The organism is Streptomyces sp. WAC05292 (assembly GCF_003949955.1).
Taxonomy (GTDB): Bacteria; Actinomycetota; Actinomycetes; order Streptomycetales; family Streptomycetaceae; genus Streptomyces; species Streptomyces globosus.
Genome location: NZ_RPSE01000121.1, coordinates 1 through 15,397 on the forward strand (window position 1 = coordinate 1; position 15,397 = coordinate 15,397).

Consider the following 15,397-nt stretch of genomic DNA (forward strand, 5'->3'; position numbering starts at 1 on the left):
GTTCCCGCCCGGCCCCCCCGTCGACCAGGGCAACCGCCACCGGCTCGCCTGCTCCCCCACCGCCGGCGCGAGCAGGGCGGGCACCCGCGCCCGGTCGTTCGACCGGGCCAGCCGGGGCCCCCGCGACACCGCCCTGGCCGAAGGCCCCGGCCTCGCCCGGGCGGACCCCGCCCCGGCCAGCCCCGAGCGGCTGCCGCACGCGGACGCGGCGGCGCCCAGGGCCCCGCCCGGCCCGCCCTTAGAGCCGGACGAGGGCGCCTGGCTCGCCTGCAGGCTCATCGCCGAAAGCCGGGGGGACGGCGCCCTCGTCCGGCTCTACGAGCGGGCCGGGCGGGAACCGCTCGACACCGCCCTGGGTGAAGAGCTCGGGCTCGACGGGGCGGAACTCGCGCGGGCCTGGCGCGAGCGGCTGCGCACCGAGCTCGCGGCGGCGCCCTGAGCGCCACGCGGCTCGTCCGGTACTGTCGGCAGGCCATGCACAAGACGCTGATCGTGACCAACGACTTCCCCCCGCGCCCCGGCGGCATCCAGGCCTTCCTGCACAACATGGCGCTGCGGCTCGACCCCGACCGGATCGTCGTCTACGCCTCCACCTGGAAGCACAGCGCCGAAGGCCGCGAGGCCACCGCCGCCTTCGACGCCGAGCAGCCGTTCCCCGTCGTACGCGACCGCACCACCATGCTGCTGCCGACGCCGCGCGTCACCCGGCGGGCCGTGGAACTGCTGCGCGAACACGGCTGCGAATCCGTGTGGTTCGGGGCCGCCGCACCGCTCGGGCTGATGGCCCCCGCCCTCCGGCGGGCCGGCGCCCGCCGGATCGTCGCCACCACCCACGGCCACGAGGCCGGCTGGGCGCAGCTCCCCGCCGCACGGCAGCTGCTGCGGAGGATCGGCGAAGGCACCGACACCCTCACCTACCTCGGCGAGTACACCCGCTCCCGGATCGCCTCCGCGCTGACCCCGCAGGCCGCCGCCCGCATGGTGCAACTGCCGCCCGGCGTCGACGAGAAGGCCTTCCACCCCGGAAGCGGCGGCGACGAGATCCGGGCCAGGCTCGGGCTCACCGACCGGCCCGTCGTCGTGTGCGTCTCGCGGCTCGTCCCCCGCAAGGGGCAGGACACGCTGATCCAGGCCATGCCGCGGATCCTCGCGGCCCAGCCGGACGCGGTACTGCTCGTCGTCGGCGGCGGGCCCTACGAAGCGGAGCTGCGGGCGCTCGCGGCCTCCACCGGCGTCGCCCGGTCGGTGGTGTTCACCGGTGCCGTGCCGTGGGAGGAGCTGCCCGCCCACTACGGGGCCGGGGACGTCTTCGCCATGCCGTGCCGGACACGGCGGGGCGGCCTCGACGTCGAAGGCCTCGGCATCGTGTACCTGGAGGCTTCCGCCACCGGCCTGCCGGTCGTCGCCGGGGACTCCGGGGGAGCGCCGGACGCCGTGCTCGACGGGGAGACCGGGTGGGTCGTGCGGGGCGGCGACCCGGCAGACGCCGCGGAGCGCATCGTGGCCCTCCTGGAGGATCCCGAGCTCCGCCGCCGCATGGGCGACCGCGGCCGGGCCTGGGTCGAGGAGAAGTGGCGCTGGGACCACCTGGCCACCCACCTCCGCGCCCTCCTGTAGCGGCGAGCGGGAAAGTTCGCCGGCTCGGGTGGCACGCCCGTCCAGGGCGATCACTCCTTGCGCTGCGGCGCCGTGCTCCGGGCCTGCGAACTATCGCAACTATAATAGTTGGGATAGGGTGCGTGCATGGAGCCGAAGACGTACACGACGATCGACCTCCGCAAGCAGATGGGCGAGATCCTCGACCGCACGCGGATCGCCGGCGAGCCGGCCGCGATCACCCGGAAGGGCAAGACCCTCGCCTACCTGGTCCCCGCCGAATGGTTCGAGCAGTACACGGCCCAGCGGCCCTCAACCGACGACGCCGACCAGAGCGCGGCCTGACCGGACCACAGGTACACAGGAGCCCTCCGCCATGACAGCGCAGCCCCTCCATTTCGACGGACCCGGCGGCGACCAACCCCGCCGTGTGCCGCCGATGCCCGAGCGCACCCCCCAGGCCCTCCGCCTGGCGATCCAGGAGCACGCCCCGCACCTGCTGCCGGACTTCGAGGCCCACTGGCGTCGGACGATCGCCGACACCTTCAACCTCACCCCGGTACCGGCATTCCTGCGTCTGTGGTGGACGCAGTACGCCATCGCCCGCGACCCCCGCCTCGAAGCCCACCTGCACGACCTCGAAGCCCGGGCGGCGAAATCCGACGACCCGGAGGAATCCGCGGCCCTCCTGGCCGAGTTCAGCCGATTGCGCCACCAGGCGGCGGGCGCGGAGCCCGGCCGGTGACCGATGAGTGCCCGCGCCCGCCCTGGAAGATGGACTGGGCGGTCGAGGCGCTCCAAGAGTTCGAGAGCATGCCCGAGGACGGCAAACAGCTCGTGCTGGCAGCCCGCGCCGAGTTGATCACCGTCTTGGACCCCTACTACCGGGGGATTGACGCGGATTCGTCCCTACCGCACTGGATCACCGTCCGCCCGCTGGCCTCGACCAACCCAGGCGGCCCGCACATCGCCGACCTCGCCGGCGGCCGCGGCTGGCTCGTCTTCACGTTCATCCGCCGCCACGCCGACCCCCAGATCACCGTCACCGACGCGTTCTGGGCCTGAGGCCCCGTCTGGGCCCGCGGCCGCGGTGGGCTGGTCGCGCGGTTCCCCGCGGCCCTGGGGGCTCTGCCCAGGGGCGCGGGTCCCGGGGAACGCCGAACCCCGCGCCCCCTCGGCTCGGGAGCCGGGGATCGGGGGCGCGGGGAACCGTGCAGGGCGCCTACGCGCGGTACAGCGCTTCGATCTCGTCGGCGAAGTCCTTCGCGACGACGTTCCGCTTCAGCTTCAGCGACGGCGTGATGTGGCCCGACTCCTCCGTGAACTGCGACGGCAGGATGCGGAACTTGCGGACCGACTCCGCCTTCGACACGGCCGCGTTGCCGTCGTCGACCGCCTTCTGGACGGCCGCGATCAGGTCCGCGTCCTCGCGCAGGTCGGCCGCGGTGCATCCGGCCGGCTTGCCGTTCTCCGCCGCCCAGCGGGAGAGGAACTCCTCGTCGATGGTGACCAGCGCGGCCACGAACGGCCGGGCGTCGCCGACGACCATGCACTCGGCGACGAGCGCGTGCGCCCGGATGCGGTCCTCGATCACCGCGGGGGCGACGTTCTTGCCGCCGGCCGTGACGATCAGCTCCTTCTTCCGGCCGGTGATCGCGAGGTAGCCGTCCTCGTCGAGGGTGCCGACGTCACCGGTGTGGAACCAGCCGTCGGTCAGCGCCTCGGCCGTCGCCGCCTCGTTCTGCCAGTAGCCGGAGAAGATCTGCTCGCCGTGCAGCAGCACCTCGCCGTCGTCGGCGATGCGCACCACCGAGCCGGGCAGCGGCTGGCCGACCGTGCCGATCTTCGGGCGGTCCCACGGGTTGAAGGCGGTCGCCGCGCAGGATTCCGTCAGGCCGTAGCCCTCCAGGACCGTGAAGCCGATGCCGCGGAAGAAGTGGCCGAGGCGCTCGCCGAGCGGTGCGCCGCCGGAGATGGCGTACTCGCCGCGGCCGCCGAGCACCGCGTGCAGCTTGGCGTAGACCAGCTTCGAGAAGATCTTGTGCTTGAGCTTCAGGCCGAAGGACGGGCCCTTCGGGGTGTCCAGCGCGCGGCTGTACGCGATGGCCGTCTCCGCGGCGGCGTCGAAGACCTTCCCCTTGCCCTCGGCCTGCGCCTTGGCGCGCGCCGAGTTGTAGACCTTCTCGAAGACGCGCGGCACCCCGAGGATCAGCGTCGGCCGGAACGACTGGAGTTCGTCGGTCAGGTTCTTGATGTCCGGTACGCAGCCCAGGCGGATCGGCGCCAGCACCGCCGCCACCTCCACCAGGCGGCCGAAGACGTGCGCCGCGGGCAGGAAGAGCAGCACCGAGCACTCACCGGTGCGGAACAGCGGGCTCAGCCGCTCCACCACGTTCCCGCACTCGGCGAAGAAGTTCCGGTGGGTCAGCACGCAGCCCTTCGGGCGGCCCGTGGTGCCCGAGGTGTAGACGATGGTGGCGGGGTCGTCCGCGTTGGCGATCGAGCTGCGCTCGTCGACCTCGGCGTCCGTGATCCCCGCGCCGAGCGCGGTCAGCGCCTCCACGGCGCCCTGCTCGATCTGCCAGACCTCGCGCAGCTCGGGCAGCCGGTCGCGCAGCGACGCGACGGCCTCGGCGTGCCCGGGGCCCTCCACGATCGCCGCGACGGCGCCGGAGTCGCCGAGGATCCACTGGATCTGCTCGGGCGAGCTGGTCTCGTACACGGGCACGGTGACACCGCCCGCGGACCAGATCGCGAAGTCGGCCAGCACCCACTCGTAGCGGGTGCGGGAGATCAGTGCGACGCGGTCGCCGGGCCGGACGCCGGCCGCGATGAGGCCCTTGGCCGCGGCCCGGACCTCGGCGAGGAACTCCCGCGCGGTCACGTCCTGCCACCGGCCGCCGGCCTTGCGGCCCATGACGGCGGTGTCCGGATGCTGCGCGGCATTGCGGCGGATGAGATCCGTGAGGTTCCCGTCCGACGGGACCTCGTACAGGGCCGGAAGGCTGAACTCGCGCAAGACTGCTGCTCCTCTGGGCGCCATCGCCACCGTGTGGACCGACCGGACGTTACCCACCGGTAGTGGGTTCCGGATAGAGGGAACCGGCCAGATGTTCCGTGCGTCACATGGCGCGGCACTGCCCCGCCGACCTTAGTCGACCCAAGCAACGACTAGGAAGTAACCGCAGGTAGGACCCCTGCGGCCAGCGCCTCTACCCGCGTCGCGCCCACCCCCCTAGGGTGGGCCCATGACGGGCAGCACGGGTGGCAGGAAAAACAGCACGCGGGTCCACGTCGTCAGCGACGTCCACGGCAACGCCGAGGCGCTCGCCAGGGCCGGGGACGGCGCCGACGCGCTGATCTGCCTCGGCGACCTGGTGCTCTTCCTCGACTACGCCGACCACTCCCGCGGCATCCTCCCCGACCTCTTCGGCGCCGAGAACGCCCGCCGCATCGTCGAGCTGCGCACCGCGCGCCGCTTCGAGGAGGCCCGCGCGCTCGGGCGCCGGCTGTGGGCCGGCCTGGACCGCGAACGGCTGATCGAGGAGGCCGTGCGCCGCCAGTACGCCGAGCTGTTCGCCGCGTTCCCCCACCCCACGTACGCCACCTACGGCAACGTCGACATCCCCGCCCTGTGGCCCGAGTACGCCGGCCCCTCCACCACCGTCCTCGACGGGCAGCGCGTCGAGATCGCCGGCCGCGTCTTCGGCTTCGTCGGCGGCGGCCTGCCCTCCCCGATGCGCACCCCCTACGAGGTCGACGAGGAGGAGTACGCCGCCAAGGTCGAGGCGCTCGGCGAGGTCGACGTGCTGTGCTCGCACATCCCGCCGGAGGTCCCCGAGCTCTGCTACGACACCGTCGCCCGCCGCTTCGAGCGCGGCAGCGAGGCCCTCCTGGCCGCGATCCGGCGGACCCGCCCCCGCCACGCCCTCTTCGGGCACGTCCACCAGCCCCTGGTGCGCCGCATGCGGATCGGGTCCACGGAGTGCGTGAACGTCGGCCACTTCGCCTCCACCGGAAGGCCCTGGGTCCTGGAGTGGTGACCTCCGCACGCACGGTAGCCTGCACGCGGCGGCCTCAGGCCGCACACATCCTCGAACACTCCACGTCAGGAGCGACCGCGATGGCGGAACACACCAGCTCGAGCATCACGATCGATGCGGCGCCGGCCGACGTCATGGCCGTGATCGCCGACTTCGCCCGCTACCCCGAGTGGACCGGCGAGGTCAAGGAGGCCGAGGTGCTCGCCGCCGACGCCCAGGGCCGCGCGCAGAAGGTCCGCCTGCTGCTCGACGCCGGCGCGATCCGCGACGACCACACGCTCGCCTACACCTGGAACGGCACCGACGAGGTCAGCTGGACCCTCGACAAGTCCCAGATGCTCCGCCAGCTCGACGGCTCCTACCGGCTGGCCCCCCTCGACGGCGGCAAGCGCACCGAGGTCACCTACCAGCTCACCGTCGACGTCAAGATCCCCATGCTCGGCATGATCAAGCGGAAGGCCGAGAAGGTCATCATCGACCGCGCCCTCGCCGGCCTGAAGAAGCGCGTCGAGACGACCGCGGCCTGACCGGCGTGCGCATCCTGCTCGTCACCGGCCCCGGCGGCGCCGGACGGACCACCGTCGCAGCGGCCGCCGCAGCCGCCGCGGCCCGCACCGGGCAGCGCGTCCTGCTGCTCCGCGCGGACGCGGCGGCCCCCGCCGGCCCGGCGGACCCGGCCCGCGCCCTCCTCGGCGAACCCACCGGAGAACCCGTCGAGGCGGCCCCCGGCCTGACCGCCGAGCCCGCCGCGGGGGTCCTCACGGCCCGCGTCGACTCCGGCGCCGAGTTCCGCGCCGAACTCGCCGCCCTCCAGCAGCGCGGATCCGCCCTGCTCGGCCTGGTCGGCTCCCGCCCCCTCGGCGCCGAGGAGCTCACCGACCTCCCCGGCGCCGAGCAGTTCGCCCTGCTGCGCGCCCTGCGCCGGGCCGCGTCCGCCCCCGGCACCGACCTCGTCGTCGCCGACATGCCGCCGCTGCACCAGGCCCTCGCCGCCCTCGCGCTCCCCGCCCAGCTGCGCCGCTACCTGGCCCGGCTGCTGCCCGCCGAGCGGCAGGCCGCCCGCGCCCTGCGGCCCGTGCTGGCCCAGCTCGCCGGCGTGCCGATGCCCGCCCAGTGGCTGTACGAGACCGCAGCCCGCTGGGACGGGGAGCTGGCCGCCGCCCAGGAGGCCGTCGAGGCCGACACCACCTCCCTGCTGCTCGTCGCCGAACCGGGCCCGGCCGCCGACGCCGCCCTGCGCAGCGGCCTGCTCGGCGCCTCCCTCATGGAGCTGGGCGTCGCCGGGATCGCCGCCAACCGCATGGTCCCGCAGGACTCGCCCGACCCCTGGCTCGCCGGAGTCGCCGCCGAGCAGGAGCGGTACGCCGCCCGCTGGGCCGCGCGCACGCCCGTCACCGCCCTGCCCCACCTCGGCCGCACCCCCCGCGGCCCGCAGGACCTCGACCGGCTCGCCGCCGCGGCCGCCCGGCTGCTCCCGCACGGCCCCGCCGCCCGCCGGCCCTGGACCGTCGAGGACCGGCTCGCCGAGGACGGCGTCCTCGTCTGGGCCGTGCCGCTGCCCGGCGCAGAGAAGCGCGACCTCGACCTCGTACGCCGCGGCGACGAGCTGCTCGTCGCCGCCGGACCGCACCGGCGGATCGTCCCCCTGCCCGCCGCCCTGCGCCGCTGCACCGTCTCCGGCGCCGCCCTCGCCGACGGCGAGCTCCGCATCCGCTTCACCCCCGACCCCGCGCTGTGGCCGCGGACGCCCTGAACCGCGTACCCCCGTTCGGGTAACGTCGAAGGCAGCACGCACACCCGAAGCCGCCCAGGAGAGTCCGCCATGAGCGAGGCCACCGACCGTCCCGACGACGCCTGGGCCGACGCCTGCGCCGAGGACCTCGCCGCCGAGAAGGAGCGCCGCCGCTCCCGGCACGGCGGCCCGGCCGGCCCCGGCGGGCAGGCCGGCACCGCAGCCGAGGAGCTCCTCAAGCTGTTCGAGGCCGTCGCCGACAAGGTGACCGCCCTGAACAACCCGCTGCTCGGGGCCGCCGCCCAGGGCGCCGTCCGGCAGTTCGTCGACCAGGCCAAGGCCGCCGCCCGGCCCGTCGTCGAGCGCAACCCGGAGGTCTTCGACCACCTCGCCGCCGCCGGCTCCGAACTGCTGGCCGCCTACCGCTCCGCCGTCGAGGGCCACGAGCGCCGCTGGACCCGCGGCGCCGCAGACCCCGCGCCCGGCGCCGACGGCAAGCCCGCCGGCGACGGCTCCGACCCCCGCGACGACGGCGGCCCGGGCCCCACCCAGCACATCGACCTCGACTGAGACTCCGCCACCCTCGGGTACCTTTGGCCGTGGCGGGGTTTGACCGGAAACCGAGGGACTAATGGGACTCACCATCGGCGTCGACATCGGCGGCACGAAGATCGCGGCCGGCGTGGTCGACGAAGAGGGCACCATCCTTGAGACGTACAAGGTGCCCACCCCGCCGAGCGCGGACGGAGTGACGGACGCGATCTGCTCCGCCGTCTCCGCGGTAAGCAGCCACCACACCATCGAGGCCGTCGGCATCGGCGCCGCCGGATACGTCGACGACAAGCGCGCGACCGTCCTGTTCGCGCCCAACATCAACTGGCGCCACGAGCCGCTCAAGGACAAGGTCGAGCAGCGCATCGGCCTGCCCGTCGTCGTCGAGAACGACGCCAACTGCGCCGCCTGGGGCGAGTACCGCTTCGGTGCCGGCCAGGGCCACGAGGACGTCATCTGCATCACCCTCGGCACCGGCCTCGGCGGCGGCATCATCATCGGCAACAAGCTGCGCCGCGGCCGCTTCGGCGTGGCCGCCGAGTTCGGCCACATCCGCGTCGTCCCCGACGGCCTGCTGTGCGGCTGCGGCAGCCAGGGCTGCTGGGAGCAGTACGCCTCCGGCCGCGCCCTGGTCCGCTACGCCAAGCAGCGCGCCAAGGCCACGCCGGAGAACGCCGCGCTGCTCCTCGCCCTGGGCGACGGCACCCCCGAGGGCATCGAGGGCAAGCACATCAGCGAGGCCGCCCGCCAGGGCGACCCGGTGGCCGTCGACTCCTTCCGCGAGCTGGCCCGCTGGGCCGGCGCCGGCCTCGCCGACCTGGCCTCGCTGTTCGACCCGTCGGCGTTCATCGTCGGCGGCGGCGTCTCCGACGAGGGCGACCTCGTCCTCGACCCGATCCGCAAGTCCTTCAAGCGCTGGCTGATCGGCGGCGCCTGGCGCCCGCACGCCCAGGTGCTGGCCGCCCAGCTCGGCGGCAAGGCCGGCCTGGTCGGCGCGGCCGACCTCGCCCGCCAGGGCTGAGCCCGCCCGGCGACCCCGCGCCACACCGCCCGCCGCGCCCCCTGTGGCACGGCGGGCGGTGTGGCTATGTTGCCGGGTATGGACCTGACCTCGCGCCTGCCCGCGCTGCCGCAGTCCCGGACGGAGGCCGACGGCTCCGCCGTCGTCCGCGCCCTCAGCTACAACGTCCGCTCGCTGCGCGACGACGAGGACGCCCTGGCCCGCGTCATCCGCGCCTGCGCCCCCGACCTGGTCTTCGTCCAGGAGGCGCCGCGCTTCTTCCGCTGGCGCAAGCACGCCGCCCGCCTCGCCGCCAAGTGCGACCTCGTCGTGCTCACCGGCGGGGCGACCGCCGCCGGACCGCTCCTGATGTGCTCGCTGCGGGCCACCGTCGAGCGCACCGAGGACGTCCTGCTCCCCCTGACGCCCGGCCTGCACCGGCGGGGCTTCGCCACCGCCGTCGTCCGCTTCGGGGCCGCCCGCACCGCCGTGTTCAGCGCCCACCTCTCGCTGGACCCCGCGGAGCGCCGGGCCCAGGCCGGGGAGCTGCTGTCCCGCATCACAGAGGCGGGGACCCCGTACGCGATCGCCGCCCTGGACGTCAACGAGACGCCCGACGGCCCCGCCTTCCGGACGCTGGCCGGCGCCCTCCAGGACTGCCGTACGGCCGCCCCGTGGGGCGGCGAGCACACCTTCACCCGCTCCGGGCGGCCGCGGCGCATCGACGCGGTCTTCGCGAGCCGCGGGGTGGAGGTCCTCGGCTGCGGCGTGCCCGAGGGCCTCGACGGCGTCAGCGGCGCGGACCTCGCCGCGGCCACCGACCACCTCCCGGTCCTCGCCGCCCTGCGCCTCCCCGCCGCAAGCTGAGCCGCCCGGCCCGCACGGTGTCCGGCCGGTCAGACGACGGCGCCGCGGCCCGGGTCGTCGTCCTCGTCGTCGCCGTGCGCCATACGGGCCACCAGGGTGGCGAAGCCGCCCAGGAAGCCGCCGATGCCCAGGGTGGTCAGCCACCACGTCATGTCCCACCGGAACAGCACCGCGAGCAGCAGCAGCACCGGCCCGCCCACCACCGCCAGCCACGCGAACTTCGCCGTGGTATCGGCCTCCGGCAGCTCCGGCTCGGGCTGGACGAAGTGCCCCTCGTCCCCGTCGTCCGGCTCGGCCGGCGCGTAGTCCCGCGGCCCGCTCCCGGCCCCGCCCACCCCGACGCCCGGGGCGAACACCACCGAGCCGCCCAGCGGCTTCGCCGGGCCGGCGGCGTCGTCCTGTGCGGGCTCCGCCCCGGATTCCCCGCGCGACGGCGCTTCCGCGGTCCCGGGCGCCCCGGGCCCGGCGCCGGAGGGCTGCTCCGGCGCCGGCGGCAGCGGCTTGACGTCCTCCTCGGGCAGCATCAGGTTCTCGATCGGCCGGAACGGCCGCGACCCCGGCGGGTCCGGCGGCTCCTGCCCGTACCCGGCGACGATCGCCGCCCACGCCGCTTCCTCGTCCAGCGGGGGCACGCCCCCCGCGGGCTCCTCGTGTTCAGCCACCGCTGGCCGCCTCCTTGCTGCCGACGCCCTCCGCGAGCCGCGCGACGAACGCGAGGCTGTCCTCGAAGATCCGCTCCGCATCGTGGTCCAACGTCGCGACGTGGTAGCTGTGTTCCAGCAGGGTCTCGGTCACGTCCGTCGAGGAGATCCGCGCCAGGATCCGCGCCGAGTCCACCGGCGGGACCACGTGGTCCTGAGGGCTGTGCAGCAGCAGCACCGGCTGCGTCACCTGCGGCAGGTCGCCGTCCACCAGCCGCAGGAAGTCCCGCAGCGACTGCGCGGCCCGCGTCGGCACCCGGTCGTAGCCGATCTCCGACGCACCCGGCTTCGCGATGTCGCTCGCGATGCCCGGCGTCGACCGGATGAAGTGCTTGGCCACCGGAAGGGCGAACGCCCGCGGGTCGTGCAGTTTGTTGGCCGGGTTGACGAGGACGATGCCGCTGATGGCATCACCGTGCTTCGCCGCCAGCCGCAGGGTCAGCGCACCGCCCATCGACAGGCCGAAGACGAACACCCGGGCGCACCGGTCGAGCAGCTCGCGCAGCGCCCGGTCGACCTCCGCGTACCAGTCCTGCCACCCCGTGAGCTGCATGTCCTCCCAGCGCGTACCGTGCCCCGGAAGCAGCGGCACCGACACCGTCAGGCCCTGCGCGGCGAGATACTCGGCCCAGGGGCGCATCGACTGCGGAGTGCTCGTGAAGCCGTGGCACAGGAGGACGCCGACCTCCCCGCCCTCGTGGCGGAACGGCTCGGCTCCAGGGAGGACGGGCACCGGGTTCTCCTTAGTGACAGGGGGTGTGGGCGGGTGCGTAGCGCTGTGTGACTTCACCGTACGCGACCGGCACGGGACCGACCAGGGCCGTCGGGGCACCTCGGTGCGGGGCAGGGGTTAAGGTCTGTTCGACAGGACACAGGAAGGCTTTCGAGTTGATCTACGGCGCAATGAAGTTCTCCATCGGGGGTTCCCTGAAGCTCGCCTTCAGGCCGTGGGTGGAGGGCCTCGAGAACATCCCCGCCGAGGGGCCGGCGATCCTGGCGAGCAACCACCTGTCCTTCTCGGACTCGTTCTTCCTGCCGGCCGTGCTCGACCGGAAGGTCACCTTCATCGCCAAGGCCGAGTACTTCACCTCCCCGGGCGTGAAGGGCAAGCTGACCGCGGCGTTCTTCAAGGGCGTCGGCCAGCTCCCGGTGGACCGCTCCGGGGCGCGCGGCGCCGGCGAGGCCGCCATCAAGAGCGGCATCGAGGTCATCGAGCGCGGGGAGCTGTTCGGCATCTACCCGGAGGGGACGCGTTCACCCGACGGCCGGCTCTACCGCGGCAAGCCCGGCGGCCTGGCCCGCGTGGCGCTCGCCACCGGTGCCCCCGTCATCCCCGTCGCCATGATCGACACCGAGAAGATCCAGCCGCCCGGCAAGATCGTCCCCAAGCTGATGCGGCCGGGCATCCGGATCGGCAAGCCGCTCGACTTCAGCCGCTACCAGGGCATGGACGGCGACCGCTTCATCCTCCGCTCGGTGACCGACGAGGTCATGTACGAGATCATGAAGCTGTCCGGCCAGGAGTACGTCGACATCTACGCGACGGCCGCCAAGCGGCAGATCGCGGACGCCGAGAAGGCGGAGAAGGCCGCCAAGGCCGCCGGGAAGGCCGCGGACAAGGCGGCCGAGAAGGCGGAGAAGGCCGAGCAGGCCGAGCAGGCGGCGGAAGCCGGCAAGACCGCCGAATAGGCACGGCAGCAGGGCGGTACCGCCCGCAAGGGGTGGGGCAATGGCGAAACGCGAACGTGTCGTGCGCATGTCGGTCGAACAGCCGCTGTGGCGGGCGCTGACCGCCTACCGGCTGATCACCATGGTCTACGCCGTGGGGCTGTTCGCCTCCGCCTACCGGTACTTCGACCGGCCGTGGATCGCCGTCTGGTACCTGGCGCTCCTCGCCGTGTGGACCCTGGCCACCATCCGCAAGGTCGCGAACGCGGCCGGCTGCACCAAGCGCTTCCTCGTCGCGGACCTCACGGTCGCCCTCGTGGGCATCCTGCTGACCCCGCTCGCCGACACCCACGAGCGGATCACCGCCGGCGGACCCACCCTGCCCACGATCTGGACGGCCGGCTCGGTCCTCGCCTTCGCCCTCAAGGGCGGCTGGCGCTGGGCCTGCGTGGCCTCCAGCCTCGTCGCCGCCGCCAACATCGTCCAGCGCGGCGAGCCCACCCGGGACACCGTCCACAACGTGCTGCTGGTGTGGGTGGCGTCCGTCGCCATCGGGTACGTCGTCGAGGTCGCCCGCGCCAGCGAGGCCACCCTCGCCCGCGCCCTGGAGATCGAGGCCGCCACCCGCGAGCGGGAGCGCCTCGCCCGCGACATCCACGACGGCGTCCTCCAGGTCCTCGCCATGGTCCAGCGCCGCGGCACCGAGCTGGGCGGCGAGGCCGCGGAGCTCGGGCGGCTGGCCGGAGAGCAGGAGGTCGCGCTGCGCACCCTCGTCTCCAGCGGACTCGTCCGCCCCTCCCGGGTCTCCCGCGACGAGTCGCGGGGCGCGCTGGTCGACGCGTACGACGACGAGGACTACGGCGGGGACGGGACCGGGGCGGACGACGGCGCCGGCGAGGTGGACCTGCGGTCGCTGCTCGCCCCGCACGCCGGGTCTCGGGTGAGCTTCGCCGAACCGGGCTCCCCCGTCCCGCTGCCCGCGCCCGCCGCCCGCGAGCTGGCGGCCGCCGTCGGCGCGGCCCTGGACAATGTGCGCAGGCACGCCGGGGAGGGAGCCCGCGCCTGGATCCTCGTCGAGGACTGGGACGACGAGGTGGTCGTCACCGTCCGCGACGACGGCCCCGGCATCCCGGCGGGCCGCCTGGTCCAGGCCGAAGGCGAGGGCCGCATGGGTGTCGCCCTGTCCATCCGCGGCCGGCTGCGCGACCTCGGCGGAACCGCCGAGCTGGTGTCCGTCCCCGGGCAGGGCACCGAAGTGGAACTGAAAGTACCCAGGGGGAGGACCCAGTGACCGAGCCGAACGAGCAGACCGCGCAGACGACCGGGCAGGGCGCCGATGCGCTCGGCGCCGTCAGGGTGATGGTCGTCGACGACCACCCGATGTGGCGCGACGCGGTGGCCCGCGACCTCGCCGAGGCCGGCTTCGACGTCGTCGCCACCGCCGGCGACGGCCCCGAGGCGGTGCGCCGGGCCCGCGCCGTCTCCCCGCAGGTGCTGGTCCTCGACCTCAACCTGCCCGGCATGCCCGGCGTCCAGGTCTGCAAGGAGCTCGTCGGCGCCGACCCGGCGCTGCGCGTGCTCGTCCTGTCGGCCAGCGGCGAGCACGCCGACGTCCTGGAGGCCGTCAAGTCCGGTGCCACCGGCTACCTGATGAAGTCCGCGGGCGCCGGGGAGCTGATCGACGCGGTGCGCCGCACGGCCGCCGGCGACGCCGTGTTCACCCCGGGCCTCGCCGGGCTCGTCCTCGGCGAGTACCGCAGGCTGGCCTCGGACCCGGCGCCCGCCGCCCCCGACGAGCCGACGGCGCCCCAGCTGACCGACCGCGAGACGGAGGTGCTGCGGCTCGTCGCCAAGGGGCTGTCGTACAAGCAGATCGCGGAGCGGCTCGTCATCTCCCACCGCACCGTGCAGAACCATGTCCAGAACACCCTCGGCAAGCTCCAGCTGCACAACCGGGTGGAACTCGTCCGGTACGCGATAGAGCGCGGCCTCGACGGGGTCTGAGACTGGCGTACGTCGTACTTACGTCCCCATCCGAGTGAACGGGCGTACCCAACGCCCCGCAATTCCACCGGAATTGCCCCTTCCGCTGCCGCCGGTGTGACCTGGGTCACCACTAGCGTGGCCGTCATGCGGGCCCGAGCGGCCCTGTGGCGAAAGGGAGATCCCATGAAGGTCGGAGTGCTGACCGGCGGCGGCGACTGCCCCGGGCTCAACGCGGTCATCCGGGGCGCCGTCCGCAAGGGCGTCCAGGAGTACGGCTACGAGTTCACCGGCTTCAAGGACGGCTGGCGCGGCGCGGTCGAGGGCGACACCGTCCCCCTCGGCATCCCCGCCGTCCGCGGCATCCTGCCGCGCGGCGGGACCATCCTCGGCTCCTCGCGCACCAACCCGTTCACGCTCGACGACGGCGTACGGCAGATCAAGGACACCCTCGCCAAGCACGAGGTCGACGCCCTGATCGCGATCGGCGGCGAGGACACCCTCGGCGTCGCCGCCCGCCTCCACGCGGAATACGGCATCCCCTGCGTCGGCGTCCCGAAGACCATCGACAACGACCTGTCCGCCACCGACTACACCTTCGGCTTCGACACCGCCGTCGGCATCGCCACCGAGGCCATCGACCGGCTGCACACCACCGCCGAGTCCCACATGCGGGTCCTCGTCGTCGAGGTGATGGGCCGCCACGCAGGCTGGATCGCCCTGCACTCCGGCCTCGCCGGCGGCGCCAACGCCATCCTCATCCCCGAGCAGCGCTTCGACCTCGACGAGGTGTGCGCGTGGGTCACCTCCCGGTTCAAGGCCAGCTACGCGCCGATCGTCGTCGTCGCCGAGGGCGCCATGCCCAAGGACGGCGACATGGTCCTCAAGGACGCCACCACCGACTCCTTCGGGCACGTCCGCCTGTCCGGCGTCGGCGAATGGCTGGCCAAGGAGATCGAGGCACGCACCGGCAAGGAGGCCCGCACCACCGTCCTCGGCCACGTCCAGCGCGGCGGCACCCCCAGCGCCTTCGACCGCTGGCTCGCGACACGCTTCGGGCTGCACGCCGTCGACGCCGTCCGCGACGGCGCCTTCGGGACGATGGTCGCGCTCCGCGGCACCGACATCGTGCGGGTCCCCCTCGCCGAGGCGACGGCCAGGCTGAAGACCGTCGACCCGGCGCTGTACCGGGAAGCCGGCGTCTTCTTCGGCTGAGCCCGGCCCGGCCCGCCCGCCCCGCCCCCCCCCCCCCCCC

General features: G+C 74.1%; 17 protein-coding genes and 1 pseudogene. 15 read left to right on the forward strand and 3 right to left on the reverse strand.

Annotation, left to right across the window (positions count from 1 at the left end; genetic code table 11):
• The 5 genes and pseudogenes from EF903_RS34090 to EF903_RS15580 form a co-directional block, all read left to right on the forward strand.
• Window positions 1–439, forward strand: a pseudogene (locus tag EF903_RS34090) (hypothetical protein); the annotation flags it as partial.
• Between the two features lie 35 nt (window positions 440–474).
• Window positions 475–1,617, forward strand: a complete 1,143-nt coding sequence (locus tag EF903_RS15565) for a glycosyltransferase family 4 protein (protein WP_125543825.1) — start codon at window positions 475–477, stop codon at window positions 1,615–1,617.
• Between the two features lie 126 nt (window positions 1,618–1,743).
• Window positions 1,744–1,941 carry a type II toxin-antitoxin system Phd/YefM family antitoxin gene (locus EF903_RS15570; protein WP_125543826.1) on the forward strand — a complete coding sequence of 66 codons (198 nt, stop codon included), beginning with the start codon at window positions 1,744–1,746 and terminating at the stop codon, window positions 1,939–1,941.
• 31 nt (window positions 1,942–1,972) lie between these two features.
• Window positions 1,973–2,341: a DUF6247 family protein gene (locus tag EF903_RS15575; RefSeq protein ID WP_125543827.1), complete on the forward strand. Its 369-nt coding sequence runs from the start codon at window positions 1,973–1,975 to the stop codon at window positions 2,339–2,341.
• Window positions 2,338–2,661 carry a hypothetical protein gene (locus tag EF903_RS15580; protein ID WP_125543828.1) on the forward strand — a complete coding sequence of 108 codons (324 nt, stop codon included), beginning with the start codon at window positions 2,338–2,340 and terminating at the stop codon, window positions 2,659–2,661. The genes EF903_RS15575 and EF903_RS15580 overlap by 4 nt, the downstream gene beginning before the upstream one ends.
• Before the next feature lie 157 nt (window positions 2,662–2,818).
• On the opposite strand, the gene EF903_RS15585 is transcribed toward EF903_RS15580, so the two are convergent.
• A complete protein-coding gene (locus tag EF903_RS15585; RefSeq protein WP_125543829.1) occupies window positions 2,819–4,615 on the reverse strand; it encodes a long-chain fatty acid--CoA ligase in 1,797 nt (598 codons plus the stop codon).
• 229 nt (window positions 4,616–4,844) lie between these two features.
• On the opposite strand from EF903_RS15585, the gene EF903_RS15590 reads away from it, so the two are divergent.
• The 6 genes from EF903_RS15590 (at window position 4,845) to EF903_RS15615 (ending at window position 9,790) form a co-directional block, all read left to right on the forward strand.
• The gene (locus tag EF903_RS15590) at window positions 4,845–5,639 is read left to right on the forward strand and encodes a metallophosphoesterase (RefSeq protein WP_125543830.1); all 795 of its coding nucleotides are present in this window, start codon (window positions 4,845–4,847) and stop codon (window positions 5,637–5,639) included.
• 80 nt (window positions 5,640–5,719) lie between these two features.
• The gene (locus EF903_RS15595) at window positions 5,720–6,166 is read left to right on the forward strand and encodes an SRPBCC family protein (RefSeq protein ID WP_114057237.1); all 447 of its coding nucleotides are present in this window, start codon (window positions 5,720–5,722) and stop codon (window positions 6,164–6,166) included.
• 5 nt (window positions 6,167–6,171) lie between these two features.
• The gene (locus EF903_RS15600) at window positions 6,172–7,392 is read left to right on the forward strand and encodes an ArsA-related P-loop ATPase (RefSeq protein ID WP_125543831.1); all 1,221 of its coding nucleotides are present in this window, start codon (window positions 6,172–6,174) and stop codon (window positions 7,390–7,392) included.
• A 69-nt stretch (window positions 7,393–7,461) separates the two neighbouring features.
• Window positions 7,462–7,941, forward strand: a complete 480-nt coding sequence (locus EF903_RS15605) for a DUF5304 domain-containing protein (protein ID WP_125543832.1) — start codon at window positions 7,462–7,464, stop codon at window positions 7,939–7,941.
• A gap of 61 nt (window positions 7,942–8,002) precedes the next feature.
• On the forward strand, window positions 8,003–8,944 hold the full coding sequence (locus EF903_RS15610; RefSeq protein WP_125543833.1) for an ROK family glucokinase: 942 nt from the start codon (window positions 8,003–8,005) through the stop codon (window positions 8,942–8,944).
• Window positions 8,945–9,022: 78 nt separating this feature from the next.
• On the forward strand, window positions 9,023–9,790 hold the full coding sequence (locus EF903_RS15615) for an endonuclease/exonuclease/phosphatase family protein (RefSeq protein WP_125543834.1): 768 nt from the start codon (window positions 9,023–9,025) through the stop codon (window positions 9,788–9,790).
• Between the two features lie 29 nt (window positions 9,791–9,819).
• Here the strand turns inward: EF903_RS15615 and EF903_RS15620 are convergent, their stop codons facing one another.
• Both EF903_RS15620 and EF903_RS15625 read right to left on the reverse strand, forming a co-directional pair.
• Window positions 9,820–10,533 carry a hypothetical protein gene (locus tag EF903_RS15620; RefSeq protein WP_390335949.1) on the reverse strand — a complete coding sequence of 238 codons (714 nt, stop codon included), beginning with the start codon at window positions 10,531–10,533 and terminating at the stop codon, window positions 9,820–9,822.
• The gene (locus EF903_RS15625; protein ID WP_125543836.1) at window positions 10,445–11,224 is read right to left on the reverse strand and encodes a carboxylesterase; all 780 of its coding nucleotides are present in this window, start codon (window positions 11,222–11,224) and stop codon (window positions 10,445–10,447) included. Before EF903_RS15625 ends, EF903_RS15620 begins: the two co-directional genes overlap by 89 nt.
• 170 nt (window positions 11,225–11,394) lie before the next feature.
• Between EF903_RS15625 and EF903_RS15630 the strand changes: the two genes are divergently transcribed.
• From EF903_RS15630 to EF903_RS15645, 4 genes are all read left to right on the forward strand, one after another.
• Window positions 11,395–12,180, forward strand: a complete 786-nt coding sequence (locus tag EF903_RS15630; protein ID WP_125543839.1) for a 1-acyl-sn-glycerol-3-phosphate acyltransferase — start codon at window positions 11,395–11,397, stop codon at window positions 12,178–12,180.
• A gap of 40 nt (window positions 12,181–12,220) precedes the next feature.
• The gene (macS, locus tag EF903_RS15635; RefSeq protein WP_125543837.1) at window positions 12,221–13,450 is read left to right on the forward strand and encodes a MacS family sensor histidine kinase; all 1,230 of its coding nucleotides are present in this window, start codon (window positions 12,221–12,223) and stop codon (window positions 13,448–13,450) included.
• Between the two features lie 68 nt (window positions 13,451–13,518).
• Window positions 13,519–14,163 (forward strand): response regulator transcription factor, encoded by a 645-nt coding sequence (locus tag EF903_RS15640; RefSeq protein ID WP_125543840.1) that lies wholly within the window; start codon window positions 13,519–13,521, stop codon window positions 14,161–14,163.
• 165 nt (window positions 14,164–14,328) lie between these two features.
• Window positions 14,329–15,357, forward strand: a complete 1,029-nt coding sequence (locus tag EF903_RS15645) for a 6-phosphofructokinase (RefSeq protein WP_125543838.1) — start codon at window positions 14,329–14,331, stop codon at window positions 15,355–15,357.
• The last annotated feature ends 40 nt before the right edge of the window (window positions 15,358–15,397 follow it).